This window comes from Aureimonas pseudogalii (assembly GCF_014196835.1).
Lineage (GTDB): Bacteria > Pseudomonadota > Alphaproteobacteria > Rhizobiales > Rhizobiaceae > Aureimonas > Aureimonas pseudogalii.
In genome coordinates, this window is record NZ_JACIEK010000002.1 from 158,004 (window position 1) to 174,047 (window position 16,044).

Annotated in this window: 15 protein-coding genes and 1 tRNA gene; 9 read left to right on the forward strand and 7 right to left on the reverse strand. The window is 68.5% G+C overall.

Features of this window, described 5'->3' with window-relative positions:
* Positions 1–167 precede the first annotated feature (167 nt).
* The 3 genes from GGR04_RS07300 to GGR04_RS07310 are packed head-to-tail and all read left to right on the forward strand — an operon-like array spanning position 168 to position 2,574.
* Positions 168–1,505 (forward strand): TadE/TadG family type IV pilus assembly protein, encoded by a 1,338-nt coding sequence (locus GGR04_RS07300; protein WP_183199193.1) that lies wholly within the window; start codon positions 168–170, stop codon positions 1,503–1,505.
* Entirely contained in the window at positions 1,502–2,032 is a 531-nt protein-coding gene (locus tag GGR04_RS07305; RefSeq protein WP_183199194.1) for a TadE/TadG family type IV pilus assembly protein, read from the forward strand. Before GGR04_RS07300 ends, GGR04_RS07305 begins: the two co-directional genes overlap by 4 nt.
* The gene (locus GGR04_RS07310; protein ID WP_183199195.1) at positions 2,029–2,574 is read left to right on the forward strand and encodes a TadE/TadG family type IV pilus assembly protein; all 546 of its coding nucleotides are present in this window, start codon (positions 2,029–2,031) and stop codon (positions 2,572–2,574) included. The genes GGR04_RS07305 and GGR04_RS07310 overlap by 4 nt, the downstream gene beginning before the upstream one ends.
* 16 nt (positions 2,575–2,590) lie before the next feature.
* Here the strand turns inward: GGR04_RS07310 and GGR04_RS07315 are convergent, their stop codons facing one another.
* Both GGR04_RS07315 and GGR04_RS07320 read right to left on the reverse strand, forming a co-directional pair.
* Positions 2,591–2,875 carry a heme-binding protein gene (locus GGR04_RS07315; protein ID WP_183199196.1) on the reverse strand — a complete coding sequence of 95 codons (285 nt, stop codon included), beginning with the start codon at positions 2,873–2,875 and terminating at the stop codon, positions 2,591–2,593.
* A gap of 322 nt (positions 2,876–3,197) precedes the next feature.
* A tRNA-Leu gene (locus tag GGR04_RS07320) sits at positions 3,198–3,282 on the reverse strand.
* 302 nt (positions 3,283–3,584) lie between these two features.
* Between GGR04_RS07320 and GGR04_RS07325 the strand changes: the two genes are divergently transcribed.
* A complete protein-coding gene (locus GGR04_RS07325) occupies positions 3,585–4,610 on the forward strand; it encodes a complex I NDUFA9 subunit family protein (RefSeq protein WP_183199197.1) in 1,026 nt (341 codons plus the stop codon).
* Positions 4,611–4,825: 215 nt separating this feature from the next.
* On the opposite strand, the gene GGR04_RS07330 is transcribed toward GGR04_RS07325, so the two are convergent.
* Together GGR04_RS07330 and GGR04_RS07335 are read right to left on the reverse strand one after the other, a co-directional pair.
* Positions 4,826–5,752: a polysaccharide deacetylase family protein gene (locus tag GGR04_RS07330; RefSeq protein ID WP_183199198.1), complete on the reverse strand. Its 927-nt coding sequence runs from the start codon at positions 5,750–5,752 to the stop codon at positions 4,826–4,828.
* Positions 5,753–5,987: 235 nt separating this feature from the next.
* Positions 5,988–6,794 (reverse strand): undecaprenyl-diphosphate phosphatase, encoded by an 807-nt coding sequence (locus GGR04_RS07335; protein ID WP_183199199.1) that lies wholly within the window; start codon positions 6,792–6,794, stop codon positions 5,988–5,990.
* A gap of 338 nt (positions 6,795–7,132) precedes the next feature.
* Between GGR04_RS07335 and GGR04_RS07340 the strand changes: the two genes are divergently transcribed.
* The 5 genes from GGR04_RS07340 to dinD all read left to right on the forward strand — a co-directional run bounded on the left by GGR04_RS07340 (position 7,133) and on the right by dinD (position 11,740).
* Positions 7,133–7,825 carry a glutathione S-transferase family protein gene (locus GGR04_RS07340; protein WP_183199200.1) on the forward strand — a complete coding sequence of 231 codons (693 nt, stop codon included), beginning with the start codon at positions 7,133–7,135 and terminating at the stop codon, positions 7,823–7,825.
* A 92-nt stretch (positions 7,826–7,917) separates the two neighbouring features.
* The gene (gene queG, locus GGR04_RS07345; protein ID WP_183199201.1) at positions 7,918–9,132 is read left to right on the forward strand and encodes a tRNA epoxyqueuosine(34) reductase QueG; all 1,215 of its coding nucleotides are present in this window, start codon (positions 7,918–7,920) and stop codon (positions 9,130–9,132) included.
* A gap of 107 nt (positions 9,133–9,239) precedes the next feature.
* Entirely contained in the window at positions 9,240–10,091 is an 852-nt protein-coding gene (locus GGR04_RS07350) for an SDR family oxidoreductase (RefSeq protein WP_183199390.1), read from the forward strand.
* Between the two features lie 169 nt (positions 10,092–10,260).
* Positions 10,261–10,674 (forward strand): septal ring lytic transglycosylase RlpA family protein, encoded by a 414-nt coding sequence (locus tag GGR04_RS07355; protein WP_183199202.1) that lies wholly within the window; start codon positions 10,261–10,263, stop codon positions 10,672–10,674.
* A 103-nt stretch (positions 10,675–10,777) separates the two neighbouring features.
* On the forward strand, positions 10,778–11,740 hold the full coding sequence (gene dinD, locus GGR04_RS07360) for a DNA damage-inducible protein D (protein WP_210291689.1): 963 nt from the start codon (positions 10,778–10,780) through the stop codon (positions 11,738–11,740).
* 4 nt (positions 11,741–11,744) lie between these two features.
* Here dinD and GGR04_RS07365 read toward each other — a convergent pair whose 3' ends face one another.
* From GGR04_RS07365 to GGR04_RS07375, 3 genes are all read right to left on the reverse strand, one after another.
* On the reverse strand, positions 11,745–13,199 hold the full coding sequence (locus GGR04_RS07365; RefSeq protein ID WP_183199203.1) for a RimK family ATP-grasp domain-containing protein: 1,455 nt from the start codon (positions 13,197–13,199) through the stop codon (positions 11,745–11,747).
* 62 nt (positions 13,200–13,261) lie between these two features.
* Positions 13,262–14,518 carry a GNAT family N-acetyltransferase/peptidase C39 family protein gene (locus GGR04_RS07370; RefSeq protein ID WP_246392920.1) on the reverse strand — a complete coding sequence of 419 codons (1,257 nt, stop codon included), beginning with the start codon at positions 14,516–14,518 and terminating at the stop codon, positions 13,262–13,264.
* Between the two features lie 45 nt (positions 14,519–14,563).
* Entirely contained in the window at positions 14,564–15,907 is a 1,344-nt protein-coding gene (locus tag GGR04_RS07375) for an HD-GYP domain-containing protein (protein WP_246392974.1), read from the reverse strand.
* Positions 15,908–16,044: the final 137 nt, after the last annotated feature.

Here is a 16,044-nt window from a genome sequence, read left to right on the forward strand (position 1 = left end):
CCGACGCAGGGCCGGGAGGCGGACTCCGTTGCGTCGGCAGGCCCGGGAGGGCGGGATCACGCGTTCCGATCCTCCGGGTTCGGTAAGCACTGCTTTCAATAAGTCATACAAACAATATTAATTGTCGAGCGATTAGATGGTGTCAGAAATCACCTCCCGGACACCACATGGACCGCCTTGCAAAGACAGACATCGGCCGCCTGGCGCGATGTCGCCGTGGAAACGTCTCGATCATCGTGGCGCTGACGATCATGCCGCTGACGATCATGGCGGGATCGGCCGTCGATCTCGTTCGCTTCGAGCGGGCGAGGATATCCCTGCAGACGGCGCTCGATCGCGGAACGGTCGCCGCCGCGTCCCTGACGCAGATGAGCGAGCCCAGACCCGTCGTCGAGAGCTTTCTCGGAGCCGTCTACACCGAAGACCAGAAGCTACGTCTCGATGTGACGTCGAACGTGACGTTGAATTCGAGAAAGGTGACGGCGAGCGCCACGGTGACCTTGCCGACGTTCTTTCTGCATCTGGCCAACGTCGCTCAACTGACCGTCCACGCCAGATCCGTTGCCGAGGAAGCGCGCAAGAACGTCGAGCTGTCCATGGTCCTAGACATTTCGGGTTCGATGGTGAGCAACGGAGGACTGGCGCAGCTGAAGCCGGCGGCCAAGAGCTTTCTCGATATCGTTCTGAAGCCCGAATTGGCCGCGCAGACCTCCGTGAGCATCGTGCCGTTCTCGGGAGAGGTGAATGTCGGCCAGCGGGTCTTCGACCATCTGGCGGGCAGCGGCAACCCGCGCCAGCATCTCCATTCGTCCTGCTTCGAAATGGGCGCGGGCGATTTCAACGAGAACCCTCCCGATTTCACCAGAGCGGCCCAGGTTCCGCATTTCAACCGCGACTTCACCTACAAGGGCACCCGGATGCCGTGGTGTCCGCAGGAAGAAACGTCGATCGCCTATTTGCAGAACGACAAGAACGGCCTGAAGCGCAAGATCGACGAACTGGTCCCGTATGACGGAACGGGAACGATGTACGCGATGAAATGGGGGGAGATGCTGCTGAACCCGAAGTCGAACGGTCTGGTGAACGCCATCATCTCCAAGAAGCTTGCGCCCATCCAGGCCGATTTCGCGGACCGACCCTTTCCGTTCGACGACGAGCGAACCCTGAAATTCATTCTGCTGATGACCGATGGCGACATCGTGGATCAACCACGACCGACGAAGCCCAATCCGATCGCCAACATGCTGGGGATCCGAGGCCAAGAATTCGAGACCATCTACTCCAGCAAGACCGCCTATTCCCTGTTCGACAAGGTCTGCGACTACGCCAAGGCCAAGAAGATCAAGATCTTCACCATCGCCTTCAAGGTGAACGAGACGATCGCGAAAAATATTGCGAAATGTGCGAGCAACAGCTCGTATGCCTACCGGATCGACGGGCTCGACATGAACGCCGCGTTTCAGAACATCGCGACGACGATGCAGAAGCTGCGGATCGTCGAATGATGGGCCGCACGTCCTGCCGCAGGTTCGCACGGGAGACGTCCGGCGCCTCGGCGCTCGAGTTTGCCATCATTGCCCCTCTCTTCTTCGCCATTCTGTTTTCGGTGGCGGAAGCCGGCTGGATGATGACGCGCGCCATTCTCCTCGATCGCGCCCTCGACCTCGCGGTTCGCGAGCTTCGCGTCGACAGCTCCGACAGCCTCACGGCCGACGCCGTTCGACGGCTGATCTGCGACGAGGCGATGGTCATTCCGAACTGCGCCCGGTCGATCGCGGTGGAACTGTCGCGGATCCAGTCCGATGCGGACTTCCCATCGGCGTCGCCGACCTGCGTCGACCGGAACGCGGGTTCCGCGCCTTCGCCGCAATTCTACGGCAGCGCACGGGCGACGATCATGCTGATCCGCGTCTGCGCGACGGCCACGCCCCTGACCCCGCTGCTCGGGATGGGGCTGAACATGCACAAGGACGGGAACGACGACTACAACCTCGTCTCGAGCTCGGCCTTCATGACGGAGCCGGGAACGTGAAGCGCCATGGACGCCGAAGCGCACGGCGCCGTTTCACCGATGCGAGCGGCATCGCCTCCATCGAGTTCGCGTTGCTGGCGCCGTTGCTGATCGTGTTGCTGCTCGCCTCCGTCACGCTGTTCGATCTCTATCGAAGTGCCAAGACCGCCGAGGCGGCCAGCTTCAACGTCTCGGACATCCTGTCGCGCCAGTTGGAGGTGAACAACGGCTTCCTCGCCATGACCTACAAGATCTTCCTGCGATCGACCGGGCGCTCCGAGGCGTCGGTGCGCTACCGGGTCACCAGCATCAAGACGGTCGAAGGCGCGGCGGTGATCGACTGGTCCTATGCGGTCTCTCCGAGCGTGAAGATGACGGCGGCCGATCTCAAGACGCTCAAGCTGCCGCTCTTGTCCAAGAACGACTCGGTCGTTCTCGTGGAGACATGGTCGAAGCAGAGCCCGCTGTCCGAGATCCTCGGCCGGGTCTTTTCGGACCTCTACCTCCCCGTCTTCGCGCGCCCGCGGTACACCTCGTCGATAACGATGAAGACGGGATCGTAGGATTCGCCGGCATCGATCAGGCGGACGCGTCGGATCGACGTTGGCTCTCGCGCAGGCCGCGCAGCGGCGCGGCGACCAGGGCGTGATCCTGCGTGTCGGAAAGCCTGCCGATGGTTGCGACCCCGACCATGCCGCTCCGGCGCAGCACGATGGGCACCGCGCCGCCGCTCGCCGCGAAGTCGCCGCCGGACGCTGGTCGCGCGGCGAACTCCACACCCTTCGCCTCGCACAGGCGGCACGGAGAGCGAACGATGGTGGAAGCGCGGCGCGACCGCACGCTCGCGCCGAAGCGGATCGACATGGTCGGGCGTCGATCCCGGCAGCCGCGACAGGAAGACCGGCGCGGTTCCGTGAGAGATGTCGATGCCGACCGGCTGGCCGTCCTGCCACGGGCAAGCCGAAAAACCGCATTCTTCACCCATCGGAGTCAGAACCGAACGGCCCGACAAACGCTCAAGGTACGAGTGGGATGCGCTCGACGAACCGAACGTGTTGAGCGACGTTGCGGTGCAACGCAAACCTGCGCCTGCACAGCGATCCACCACAACTCCGCGGCACGCCTTCCGGCTCTAGACTGGCTGCGATCGCTGAACTATCAGGCTTCCCTGACGTATCAGGGGAATTGGTGCCCAGGAAAGGACTCGAACCTTCACGTCTTGCGACACACGGACCTGAACCGTGCGCGTCTACCAATTCCGCCACCTGGGCACTGCGGGGGTGAATAGGGATCCCGCGGGCGGCTGTCAATCGTGTTTGCGGGCGAAGGTCGCCCACGGGCCATGTTTGCGGGCCAAGGCTGTTTGCGGGTCAGGGCTGCTCGCGGGCGATGGTTCGTCGGGCGGGGCTGCGGGCGGCGTCCCGCGGCTTGCGGGCGGGGCGACGATCGGGCTCGGCCGCGTGGGGCGGTGGCGGCTTTTCCCGGGGGGCGATTGCCGCTAAAGCCTGACGCCACAGATGAGGCTCGGCGTCCCCCGCGCGGAGCGGACCGTCCCTCTAGGCGAGGCATTCCCATGGCAGTCGACACGAAGAAGCAGATCACGGTGTTCGGAGGGTCGGGCTTTCTCGGCCGCTACGTCGTCCATGCGCTCGCCAAGCGCGGCCACCGCATCCGCGTCGCCTGCCGCCGGCCCGATCTCGCCTACCATCTGCAGATCGCGGGAACGCTCGGGCAGATCCAGGCGGTGCAGGCGAACCTTCGCTATCCCTGGTCGATCGACCGGGCGGTGGAGGGCTCCGACCACGTCGTGAACCTCGTCGGCATCCTGACCGAGGCCGGCAAGCAGGACTTCACGGCGCTGCAGGCCAAGGGCGCCGGCCTCGTTGCGGAAGCCGCCGCCAAGCGAGGCCTGCCTGTCGTGCAGATGTCGGCGATCGGGGCGGACGCCGCGTCGCCTTCCGAATATGCCCGCACCAAGGCCGAGGGCGAGGCGCGGGTGCTGGCCGCCGTGCCGGAGGCGGTGATCCTGCGGCCCTCGATCGTCTTCGGCGCCGAGGACCAGTTCTTCAACCGCTTCGCCGACATGGCGCGCCTCTCGCCCTTCATCCCGCTGCTCGGCGGCGGGGCGACGCGCTTCCAGCCGGTCTTCGTCAACGACGTCGCGCTGGCGGTGGCCGGCGCCGTGGAGGGGGCGGTCGCGGGTGGCCGGGTCTACGAGCTCGGCGGCCCCGAGGCGTTGAGCTTCCGCGAGATGATGGAGGAGATGCTGCGCGTCGTGGAGCGGCGCAAGCGCTTCCTCTCCATCCCCTTCGGCGCCGCGGTGCGCCTCGCCGAGTTCGCCCAGTACCTGCCGGGCAGCCCGCTGACGCCCGACCAGGTGGTGCAGCTGCAGATCGACAACGTGGTGTCGGCCGAGGCCGAGGCCGAGGGGCGCACCTTCGCCGCCTTCGGCATCCGGCCCCGCACGCTCGAGGCGGTGCTGCCGACCTATCTCGTGCGCTTCCGCCCGCAAGGGCAGTTCACCAAGCCGCAGGATCACGACGACCGCCCGGCCGAGGACACGAGCCTGCCCGGCGACGACGGCGTCGCCAAGGCTTGAAAAGGAGCTGACGACGGCGTCGCCAAGGCCCGACGACGGCGCCGGCCGACGCACCGTCGCCCCCGCTCGCCGGAAGGAGGGCGCCTCCTCGACGCGCACCGCGAGGGAGGCGCGTCGAACGTCGGCGCGCTCCGCGGCCGGGCTCGCAGGGACGCAGGCGTGGCCCATCGCCGCTCGGCGCCCGGTCTGCTTCCTCCCCACGAGGACCGCCGCGATCAGATCGCCGGCGTCGCGGCGGGCTGCAGCGAGGCCACCAGCGGCGGATTGCCGGGGGGCACGAGGCGCACGACCTTGAAGCCGCGCCGTTCCAGGCCCGCGAGGAGCCCCGGCAGCATGGCGGCCGTGCGCTCGTGGATATCGTGGAAGAGGATGATGCCGCGCCCGTGCATCTCCAGCGAGAGCAGCGTGCGGTCCTTCACCGCGTCGGGCGTCGCGTGGAAATAGTCCTTGGAATCGACGTCGACGTCGATCGCCACGATCCCCTCTTCGGAGATGCGCTGGCGCAGCGACGGGCGGTCGGCGAGATAGGGGAAGCGGAAGAAGGGCGCGGGCTCGAAACCGGCGGGCGCCAGCGCCGCCGCGACGCTGCGCTGTCCCGCACGGATCTCGGCCATCGCCGCCTCGTCGCTCAGGTGGGCGAGGTTGCGGTGGCTCTGCGTGTGGGTGCCGATCGTGTGGCCGCGCGCGGCGACCTCGCGCGCGATCGCGGGATAGGCGTTCGCCATGGCACCGACCATCAGGAAGGTCGCGCCGACGCCGGCCTCGTCGAGCGCCGCGAGGATCCGCCGCGTCTTGCCGGGAACGGGGCCGTCGTCGAAGGTCAGCACGACCTCGCGGTTCTCCAGCTTGATGTCGGAGAGGCGCGAGACGGGGATGGAGCGTCCGGCGAGCTTGGAAGCGAAGGCGGGGCGGAACGACTGGCGCAGCGGAAACGCGTCGTCGACCTTGGGCGCGGTGGCGGCGAAGCCGAGGGCGGGCACCGAGGTGCCGGGCCGGCCAGTCTGTGTCGGAGCGGCCGGGGTTGCTGGGGCCGCCGCAGCTTGCGGCTTGCGGATGGCGAGGCTCGAGGCCTGGTTCCCGGCGCAGGCCGACAGGCTCAGCGCCAGCGCGCCGGAGAGGAGGAGGGGGACGGCGCGAACCATGGGGACACTCGGCAAGGGATGGTGCGCGAGTGGTAAAGGAACGGGGTTAGTGGCCGGTTAAGGGTGCCGGGTGCGGGGTGTTCGGCCGGCGTGCGGTGCGTGTGAAAAGGCGCTTCTCGCGGGGGACGAGGGATGCAGCAAGGCCCCGCAACCCGCCGGGCGGGGGCCTGACGCGCGCACCGGGAAACCCAGGCCCGCCGCCGCTCTCCCGCGCTCTCCCCGCCGGGAGCCGGGCTCAGCGATAGGCGAGGATCACGCCGATGCCGATCGCGCCCACCACGATGCGCCACCACGCGAAGGGGGCGAAGCCGTAGCGCGAGACGAAGCCGAGCAGCGACTTCACCACCACGAGCGCGGCGAGGAACGAGACCACGAAGCCGATGGCGATGAGCGCGGCGTCGTCCATGGTCAGCAGCGCGCGGTTCTTCAGGAGGTCGTAGGCGAAGGCGCCGGCCATGGTGGGCATGGCGAGGAAGAACGAGAACTCGGCCGCCGAGCGCTTGTCGGTGCCGAGCAGCAGCGCCCCGGCGATGGTGGCGCCCGAGCGCGAGGTGCCGGGGATCATCGCCAGGCACTGGAAGAAGCCGATCTTCAGGCAGAGCGACAGCGGATACTCCTCCACGTCGCGGTAGCGCGGCACCAGCGGCAGACGGTCGATCACGAGGAGCACGAACCCGCCGAGGACGAGCGCCACGCAGATCGTCATCGGCGACTCGAAGAGCACGGTCTTGATGAAGTCGTGGGCGATGGCCCCGATCACCGCCGCCGGCAGGAAGGCGAGGAGAATGCCGCCGACGAAACGCCGGCTCTTCGCCGAGGAGGGCAGCGTCACGGCGAGATGCCAGAGCCGGCCGAAATAGACCGAGAGCACGGCGAGCACCGCGCCGAGCTGGATCAGCACGGGGAACGTGTCGCCCGAGGTGCGGAAGCCCAGGAGTTCGCCCGCCAGAAGCAGATGCGCGGTGGAGGACACCGGAATGAACTCGGTCAGACCCTCGATCAGGCCGAGGATGATCGCGTCGAGATACTGGATGGCATCCATGGCGGCGTCCTGTGGCGCGACCCCGCGGCGGCGGATCGCTGGTCGGTTGCGGGACAGGCCGAAGCCGGCGGCCCGCCATCATGGGCTCTTGAACCTTTCCGCACGATGACGGCAAGGCCCGGCGTGCGAGAAAGCCGACTTGCGCATTCGGCCGATTGAATTATGTGCACCCACACGATCGGATAGGGCCGCGATCGGACGACGGTGCGGAGCCTTTACGTTTGGCTAAGCCTGTCGCTGTTAGGCTCGCCCCTTGCCCCGCGCGGAGCCGTCGTCCCGCCGCAGCCCGAGGATCGGATCTTGCGTCCGCGCCTCGAACACCCGAGTGTCTGCCCTTCATGCTCACCCTCCACCAACACCCGATGTCCGCCGCCTCCCGCTTCGTCAGGCTGGTTCTCGGCGAGTATGGCGAGCGGGCCGAACTGGTGGACGAGCGCCCCTGGGAGCGGCGTCCCGAGTTTCTGGCGATGAACCCGGCCGCGACGCTGCCCGTGCTGGTGGAGGGCAAGGGGCCGCCGGTGGTGGGCGGCACCGTGGTGGCCGAATATCTCGACGAGACGCGCGGCGCCTTCCAGCGCGAGCGCCGGCTGTTGGCCGAACAGCCGAACGAGCGCGCCGAGATCCGCCGCCTGACCGAGTGGTTCCTGGTGAAGATGGACGGCGAGGTGACGCGCTATCTCGTGCGCGAGCGCGTGTTCAAGCTGGAGATGCGCACGAACGAGGGCGGCGGCTCGCCCGACGCCTCCGCCATCCGCGCGGCGCGCGCCAATCTCAAGAACCACATGCGCTACATCGGCTGGCTGGCGGAAAGCCGCAACTGGCTGTCGGGGCCGAAGCTCTCCTATGCCGATCTCGCGGCGGCCTCGGCGGTGTCGATCCTCGACTATCTCGGCGAGGTCGCCTGGGACGAGGAGCCGTCGGCCAAGGAATGGTACATGCGGATGAAGTCGCGCCCCTCGTTCCGGCCCTTCCTCGCCGAGCGCGTGCGCGGCATTCCGCCGGTGGCGCACTACGCCGAACTCGATTTCTGAGCGCAGGCGCCAGGCGGGGCCTGTCCGCACGCCGGGGCGGCGCGGGCGAAATCGCCGCGCTAGCCGCGCCGATGCGCTAGACTGCGCCGGGTATGGCCGATCCTCTCTCCCCCGCGGCGCTCCGACGCTTTCTCGACGACGACGCCCGGCGCCTCGGCTTCGGCGCGGTGGGGGTGACGCGCGCGAGCGCCGACGCCCTGCAGGGCGAGCGGCTCGACCGGTTCATCGCCGAAGGCCATCACGGCACGATGGACTGGCTGCCCGAAACGGCCGCGCGCCGGCGCTCGGTGGAAGCGCTGTGGCCCGATGCCCGCTCGGTGATCGTGCTCGGCCTCAACTATGGCCCCGACGAGGATCCGCTCGCCATCCAAGCCCGCCGCGACCGGGGGGCGATCTCGGTCTATGCCCGGCACCGCGATTATCACGACGTGGTCAAGGGCAAGCTGAAGGAACTCGCCGGCCGGCTCGTCGCCCGCGCGGGGCCCCGTGACGACGGCGGGCTTCACGACGCCAAGGTCTTCGTCGACACCGCGCCCGTCATGGAGAAGCCGCTCGGCGAGGCGGCGGGGCTCGGCTGGCAGGGCAAGCACACCAATCTCGTGTCGCGCGAGTTTGGCTCGTGGCTGTTTCTCGGCTCGGTGGTCACCACGATCGATCTTGCGCCCGACGCGCCCGGCCGCGATCTCTGCGGCTCCTGCCGCGCCTGCCAGGACGCCTGCCCGACCGACGCCTTTCCCGAGCCCTATCGGCTGGATGCCCGCCGCTGCATCTCGTATCTCACGATCGAGACGCGCCGCCCCGTGCCGCGCGCGTTCCGCCGCGCGATGGGCAACCGGATCTACGGCTGCGACGACTGCCTCGCCGTCTGCCCGTGGAACAAGTTCGCGGTGGAGGCGCGCGAGGCCAAGCTCCGGGCGCGCGAGGATCTGAAATCCCCTCCGCTCGCCGAGCTGCTCGTGCTGGACGACGCGGCGTTCCGCGCGCTCTTTTCGGGCTCGCCGGTGAAGCGCGTCGGCCGGGCGAAGTTCGTCGCCAACTGCCTGATCGCGGCCGGCAATTCCGGCGAGGCGGTGCTTCTGCCCCGTGTGGAGGCGCGGCTCGACGACGAGGCGCCCGGCGTGCGGGCGATGGCGGCCTGGGCACTCGGGGAACTCGCGCCGGCGCGGGCCATCGTGCGGGCGCGCGAGGCGCTGGCCCTTGACGGCGAGGCGTTCGAGCCGGACGAAGAGGTGCGGGGCGAATGGGCCGCCATCCTGCAGGGCCGCCCGGCCGACGAGACGGCCCCGCCACCACCTCGAGGAGCGTGATGCCCGTGACGAAGCCCCCGGCCGACAACGACGATCGCCGCTCCCCCGACCCGCAGCACCCCGAGCCGCAGAGCCAGCCCGGAGAGGGCCCGCGCGCCGGCAATCCGATGCGCCTCTTCGTGTTCGGCTGCGGCTTCTCGGCCCGCGCCTTCACCGACACCCTGGCGCACGGACTGGTGAGCGGCGTCACCACGCGCACGCCCGAAAAGGCGGCCAGTCTCGCCGCGCACGGGCTGAAGCCCTTCGTCTTCGACGGCGAGCGGCCCGGCCCCGGCATCGACGCCGCGCTCCATCGCACCACGCATCTCCTCGTCTCGATCGCGCCGGGCGAGGCGGGCGATCCCGTGCTGCGCTGCTACCGCGACGCCATCGTCCACGCGATGCCGCGTTTGCGCTGGATCGGCTACCTCTCCACCGTCGGCGTCTACGGCGACCACGGCGGCGGCTGGGTGGACGAGACGAGCGAGTTGAAGCCGGTGTCGCAGCGCTCGCGCGAGCGCGTGGCGGCGGAGGCGGCCTGGGGAGAGGCGGCGGCCGAGCGCGGCGCCGCTCTGGCGGTGCTGCGCCTGTCGGGCATCTACGGTCCCGGCCGCAACACGTTCGAGAACCTCAAGGCGGGCCGCGCCCGGCGGCTGGTGAAGCCCGGCCAGGTGTTCAACCGGATCCACGTCGCCGACATCGCGGGCGCTCTCGGCCTGATGGCGCGCAACGAGATCTCCGGGGTGTTCAACGTCACCGACGACGAGCCCGCCCCGCCGCAGGACGTGGTGGCCCATGCCGCCCGGCTCGGCGGTTTCCCGCTGCCGCCGGAGGTCGATTTCGACACCGCCGATCTCACGCCGATGGCACGATCTTTCTACGGAGAGAACAAGCGCGTGGTGAATCACCGCCTGAAATCGCTCGGATACGAATTTATTTTCCCAACGTTTCGTGAAGGGCTGGCGGCGTTGAAACCCTGACGGGCAAGGGTTGCGATCACGCAACCTTTCATTAAGATGTCTTAAGAATATATTCCGTGATGGAACCGCCGTCTTTTGGCCTTCTCCGGCCGGCACTTGGCCCCTGTCGATCGGCGGGGGCCACGAGGGAATTTCCAAAAGGAATTCAAGAGGCTCGGTCCCTGTCCGCATGAAACTGGACAGGTTCGGACCTTTGAAGAAGACGACGCTCGCAGCCGCTGCCCTGGTGGGTCTCTCCGCTCTCTCGATCGGGCCCGCTCAAGCGGTGCCGCGCGTGAAGACCACCTGCGGGGGCGCTTCGTGGTATGCGCTGACCTCGCGGACCGCGTCCGGCGAGCGCATGAACCCGATGGGCATGACCGCCGCCCACAAGACGCTGCCGCTCGGCTCGAAGGTCAAGGTCACGAACCTGCGCAACCAGCGTTCCGTGGTGGTGCGCATCAACGATCGCGGCCCCTTCGTGAAGGGCCGCATGATCGACCTCTCGAAGGGTGCTGCCCAGAAGCTCGGCTTCATCTCGTCGGGCCACACGCAGGTCCAGATCGAGCCCGTCGACGGCTCCTCGGCCGGCGGCTGCGCCTGACGCCACCTTGCGCCCGAAACGCGTCGCGGGGTCACCGTTCCATCTCGTTTTATTCGCCTGGAGATTGTAGGGTCCGGCCTAGAGGCGAGCAGAAGGCGTAGCCGTGCAAGACCCAACTCGAACGCCCGATGTCGATCCTTTGCTGGATGAAACCATCCCCGACATGGATCCGCCTCGAGCGCCGACGCTCGTCGCGAAGATGCCGGACGAGACGATCGGCGACCTGATCGAGCGTTTCGAAGCTGCGGGTCATACCGATGTCGAGGGGCACGAATACTGGTTCGCGCGTGATCTGCAGACGCTCCTCGATTACGCCAAGTGGGAGAATTTCCTGACGGTCATCGAGCGGGCACGGATTGCCTGCGAGATGTCGGGCCACGACCCTGCGGACCATTTTCCTGACGTCGGGAAAATGGTCACGCTCGGCAGTGGTGCCGAGCGTGAGATCGAGGACATCGCCCTCAGCCGTTATGCCAGCTATCTGGTGGCGCAGAATGCCGATGGCCGGAAAAGACCTGTCGCGTTCGCCCAGACTTACTTCGCCATCCAGACACGCCGGGCCGAACTCAACGACCAAGCCGCCGTGCCGGCCCCCGTTCTCTCCGAAGACGAGCGGCGATGCCCGCTTCGCGACGAGATCAAGAAGCACAACAAGAGCCTTGCGAGCACGGCCAAGACTGCCGGGGTCGACACTCCCTTCGACTTCTTGGTCTTCCGGACCCATGGCTACAAGGGCCTTTATGGCGGTCTCGACGTCGCTGGCATTCAGCGCCACAAGGGATTGAAGCCGAAGCAACCCATCCTCGATCACATGGGCAGCACCGAGCTCGCCGCGAACCTCTTCCGGGCGACACAGACCGAGGAGAAGCTAAGGCGCGACGGTATTCGTGGGAAAGAAAAAGCCAATCAGACCCACTATGACATCGGTTTGAAGGTCCGCCAGACCATTGCCGAGATCGGCGGTACGATGCCGGAGGCGCTTCCCGTCGCCGAGGATATCAAGAAGGTCAATCGGCGCGTCCAAAAGTCGGGTCCCGATCTCCTGACCGACGAAGGCGGAGATTGAGGTCTCACGTCCGCTCCAGCCGGTCGATGAACCAGCGGGTGAGGCGGGTCCAGACCTCGTCCTTCTCGGCGGCGTCTTCCACGCCGTGCTCGAGATTGGGATTGTCGTTGACCTCGATGAGGAAGACGCCGCGGTCGGTCTCCTTGAGATCGACGCCGTAGAGCCCGTCGCCGATGCAGCGGGCCCCGCGCAGCCCGGCATCCAGCACCTGCGCCGGCGCGTCGGCGAGCGCGAAGGCGGTGAAGCCGCCCTCCATCGGGCGCCCGCCCGCGTCGTGGTTGATGATCTGCCAGTGCGCCTTGGCCATGTGGTACTGCACGGCGAAGAGCGGCTTGCCGCCGAGGACGCCGATCCGCCAGTCGAAGCGCGTCGGCATGTATTCCTGGGCGATGAGGAGGTCGGAATCCTCCAGCCATGCGCCGGCGAGCGCTTCGAGCGCGGCCATGGTCTCCAGCTTCTTCACGCCGCGCGAGAAGGATCCGTCGGGGATCTTCAGCACCATCGGGAAGCCGAGCTCGTCGGCGGCCTTCACGAGGTCCTCGCGGCCCCCGATCATCACCGAGCGGGGCACGCAGACCCCGTTCGCCGTCATCAGTTCGTTCAGATAGACCTTGTTCGTGCAGCGGATCATCGACACGGGATCGTCGATGACGGGCATGCCCTCCTGCATCGCGCGCCGGGCGAAGCGGTAGGTGTGGTTGGAGAGCGAGGTCGTCTCGCGGATGAAGAGCGCGTCGAAATTGGCGAGGCGCGGCAGGTCGCGCCGGGTGATCGGCTCGACGTCGACGCCCATGCGCGCGGCGATCTTGGCCCAGTGGCGCAGGCTCTCCACCGAGGAGGGCGGCAGTTCGTCCTTGGGGTCGAAGAGGGTGGCGAAGGAATATTTCGCCGGCGTCTTGGTGCGTGCGTCCCGCCATTCGCGCGCCGTGTAGCGCTCCAGCGCCTCGAGGAAGCGGCGCTTCTCGGGCTCGTTCATCTTGCCCACCGACAGGAAGCCGATGCGCTTGATGCGCACGCCCTCGCGCATCTCCAGCGTCACCTCCAAGGCGGGGGCGCGGAACCAGTCGAACAGGAGCTTGGCGAAGCGCTCCAGCCGCGGTTCGGGCGCCTGGCCGAAATAGACGCGGATCGGCTCGGCCGGCAGCGGGTGGCGATCGAACACCTTGGCGAGCACCGCCTCCAGCTCCGGCAACGCGTTCTCGTGGAGCTTGCGCTCGGAGAGGTCGATCATCGTCTCCACCGAGGGGATGACCCGGTGGCCGCGCGCCCCTGCCAGCAGCGAGGCGTAGTAGCCCCGGCTCTGGTAGGCGTAGGAGCGGCAGAGATTGATGATCTTCGGCCGCTGCCCCCCGAAGAGCGCGGGGCGGGCGAGATAGTCCCGGCTCGTCATGATCTTGTGCGGGGTCGAGGCGTTGTCGAGGTCGGACGCGCGGCCGACCAGAATGACCCATTGGGACATCGGGGAAGACGACTTTCGAGGGGCCGGAGGGCGGCCGGAGGGCGGGAGGCGCGGCGGCCGGGTCAGGCGCCGCGGGCGCCACGTCGTTCGAGGAATACGGCGGCCTTGAGGCCGACCTTGCCGAAGCGCGCGATGCGGGCGAAGGCGGCGTAGGGGATCGGCAGGTTGGCCGCGTCCGCCATCGACTCGCCCCGCTCGTCGGCGACCCAGGGATCGTGGATCACGAGGTGCCGCCCGTCGTCGCCATGCACCAGCACCCAGTGCGGCACCTTCTGGCCGAACATGTGATAGCCGGAGATCAGCACGGTCGCGGTCCGGCCGGCGGCGACGGCGGCGCGCAGATCCTCGATCGTGAAGGGCCGGATGGTGACGGGAATGCCGTACTCCTCGGCGCGCGCGCGGAAATCCTCCTGCGCCAGCGCCATGACGCGCTGCTTCTCGGGGCTTCGCACCCCGTCGAGAAAGAGATCGCCGGGCTCGGAGACGTGGATCGCGGCGTCGAGGCCCATCTCGTGCGCGGTGACGGCGAGGCCGTAGGGCTCGCAGCCGCCCGGCCCCGACATCATGAAGATCGTGGTGGCCTGGCGCCAGAGGCGCAGCTCCAGCACCGGGCTCATCGCGACGCCCGCGCCGTCGCGCGCCAGCGCCATCATCAGGCAGCAGGCGCCGCAGGTGAAGTCGGTGGTCTGCTCGTAATAGGGCACGCCGGTGTCGAGCGGGTGGTCGCCGCGCAGCGTCTTCTCGAAGCGGATGGCGCTCGTGTGGTCGGCGTAATAGTCGAGATAGCGCCCGATCGGCCGGTAGCCGGCGCGCCGGTAGAGCGCAATGGCGCGAGAATTGTCCTCGCGCACCTCCAGCCGCAGGCCGATGCGGTCGCGCTCGAAGGCCTCGTGCTCGGCGCGCGCCAGCAGCGCTGCGCCGACGCCGCGCCCCGCCGCCTCGCCCGCCACCGCGATGGAGTAGAGCCGGGCGAGCGCGGTGCCGGCGCGAAACAGGATCGCGGCATAGCCGGCGAGCCCGCCCACATCGTTCATCGCCGCGATCACCAGCGCCGAGCGCGACTGCAGGAGATTGCGGAAGGAGCGGCGCGAAATACGGTCGGCGTCGAACGCGGCGCATTCGAGCGCCGCCAGCGCGTCGAGATCGTGGAGCGTCGCGGGCCGGAGCGTCGCCGACGGGCGAGCCCCGTGAGCCTCGACCGGAGGCGGTGCGGGGGAGGATGCGGAGGCGGCGGGAGCGGCATGGGGCATGGCGGCAGGGATCATCGAGGCGCCGGCGGCGATCGCGACGGCGTCGTGATCGCGGGCTTTCGCTCTCATATAGCGCCGCCGCCGCGCCGCCGCGAGGGGCGCTCCGTCTTCCCCCTACGCGAGAACGGGGGTGATGTGCGGCGCGAGGCGCACGATCGGCGCCACCGTCGCGGCGACCGGCACGAGATCGGGCGCGAGCTCGCCGAGGGCGCGGCGCAGCGCCGCGAAGCATGTCGCGTCGATGGCGGTGCCGACGTCGCGCTCCATGATGGCGAGCGCCTGGCTCACCGGCATCGCCGCGCGGTAGGGCCGGTCGGCGGTGAGCGCGTCGAAGATGTCGGCCACGGTGACGATGCGCGTCTCGAAGGAGATGGCCTCGCCCTTGAGGCCATCGGGATAGCCTCGGCCGTCCAGGCGCTCGTGATGGGCGCCGCCCACCGCCGCGATCTCGGCGAAGGCGGGAATGCGGGCGAGGATCGTGCGGCTGTGGCTGGCGTGCCGGCGCATCTCCATCCACTCGGCCTCGTCGAGCTTGCCCGGCTTGTCGAGGATGGTGTTGGAGACGCCGAGCTTGCCGACGTCGTGCAGGAGCGCCGCGCGCTTCATCCAGCGCCGCTTGGCCGCGTCGAGCCCGAGGCTCTCGCCGATGAGGTCGGTGACGGCGGCGACGCGCTGGCAATGGCCGGACGTGTAAGGGCTCTTGGAATCGACGATCTCGGCGAAGGCCTCGGCGATGTCGTCGAGATAGTCCTCGTCGGGGCGTGCGTCGCTCTCGTCGAAACGTTCGAGCAGTCCGTCCTGCGGGCCTTCGAGCCGCTCCCAGAACGCCGGATCGGCGGCGATGCGGGCGAAGGCGAGGGCGAGGACTGGATCGAACCAGCGCCCGGTGCGCTTGGCGGCTTCCGCCAGCGCGGCCCCGCGGCCCCCGCCCTGATGGACGACGTCGACGACCTGCGCCAGAAGGGCGATGCGCGAGAAGAGCGGGATCGCCTCGCCGGCGAGCTTCGCCGGCTTGCCGCCGCCGTCCCAGTGCTCGTCGAGCGAGGCGACGCCCTCGGCCACGGCTTCCGAGAAGCGCAGCTTGCGCGCGATGGCCGCGCCGCGCCCGCAGCGCGTCTCGATCAGCTCCTGCGCGATCTCGCCGCCGTTGCGCACGATGTGGACGATGGCGCGCAGCCGCTCGGCGAGGCCGGACTTCAGGCCAGTGTGGCCGATCACGAAGCGCAGCACCTCGGGCAGGCCGTCGTCGATGCGCTTGAAGGCCTGCTTGAAGCCGAGATCGTCGGTCAGGTAGAGCTGGCAGAGCCGCGCGGCGTTGGAGGAGCAGCCGAGATCCTTGAGCAGCAGCGTGTAGCGCAGGTCGTGCAGCGCCGCTTCGCCGAGGCCGACCGCCGCGCCGATGCGCGTGCCGATGAAGGCCGAGCGGATGCAGTGGCCCGGCGGCTGGCCCTCCGTCATGTCGAGCGCGTGGCTCAGCGCCTCGATGATCTCCGACAGACGAGGCCCCGAAGGCGCGGTGCTCGAACCGGCATTCGACGGGAAGGCGAGGACGGGTGCGAAGGCCGGCAGCCGGCGGTTCGGGGCGAGCGCGCTCA

Excerpts from the sequence above, each read along its gene's own strand:
- GGR04_RS07335 (WP_183199199.1), bottom strand. The coding sequence starts at position 6,794 with ATGGATGCCATCCAGTATCTCGACGCGATCATCCTCGGCCTGATCGAG.
- GGR04_RS07315 (WP_183199196.1), bottom strand. The coding sequence starts at position 2,875 with ATGTCGATCCGCTTCGGCGCGAGCGTGCGGTCGCGCCGCGCTTCCACC.
- GGR04_RS07305 (WP_183199194.1), top strand. The coding sequence starts at position 1,502 with ATGATGGGCCGCACGTCCTGCCGCAGGTTCGCACGGGAGACGTCCGGC.
- GGR04_RS07300 (WP_183199193.1), top strand. The coding sequence starts at position 168 with ATGGACCGCCTTGCAAAGACAGACATCGGCCGCCTGGCGCGATGTCGC.
- queG (WP_183199201.1), top strand. The coding sequence starts at position 7,918 with ATGGCCGATCCTCTCTCCCCCGCGGCGCTCCGACGCTTTCTCGACGAC.
- GGR04_RS07325 (WP_183199197.1), top strand. The coding sequence starts at position 3,585 with ATGGCAGTCGACACGAAGAAGCAGATCACGGTGTTCGGAGGGTCGGGC.
- GGR04_RS07370 (WP_246392920.1), bottom strand. The coding sequence starts at position 14,518 with ATGAGAGCGAAAGCCCGCGATCACGACGCCGTCGCGATCGCCGCCGGC.
- GGR04_RS07330 (WP_183199198.1), bottom strand. The coding sequence starts at position 5,752 with ATGGTTCGCGCCGTCCCCCTCCTCCTCTCCGGCGCGCTGGCGCTGAGC.
- GGR04_RS07340 (WP_183199200.1), top strand. The coding sequence starts at position 7,133 with ATGCTCACCCTCCACCAACACCCGATGTCCGCCGCCTCCCGCTTCGTC.
- GGR04_RS07375 (WP_246392974.1), bottom strand. The coding sequence starts at position 15,907 with ATGACGGAGGGCCAGCCGCCGGGCCACTGCATCCGCTCGGCCTTCATC.
- GGR04_RS07355 (WP_183199202.1), top strand. The coding sequence starts at position 10,261 with ATGAAACTGGACAGGTTCGGACCTTTGAAGAAGACGACGCTCGCAGCC.
- GGR04_RS07365 (WP_183199203.1), bottom strand. The coding sequence starts at position 13,199 with ATGTCCCAATGGGTCATTCTGGTCGGCCGCGCGTCCGACCTCGACAAC.
- GGR04_RS07350 (WP_183199390.1), top strand. The coding sequence starts at position 9,240 with ATGCGCCTCTTCGTGTTCGGCTGCGGCTTCTCGGCCCGCGCCTTCACC.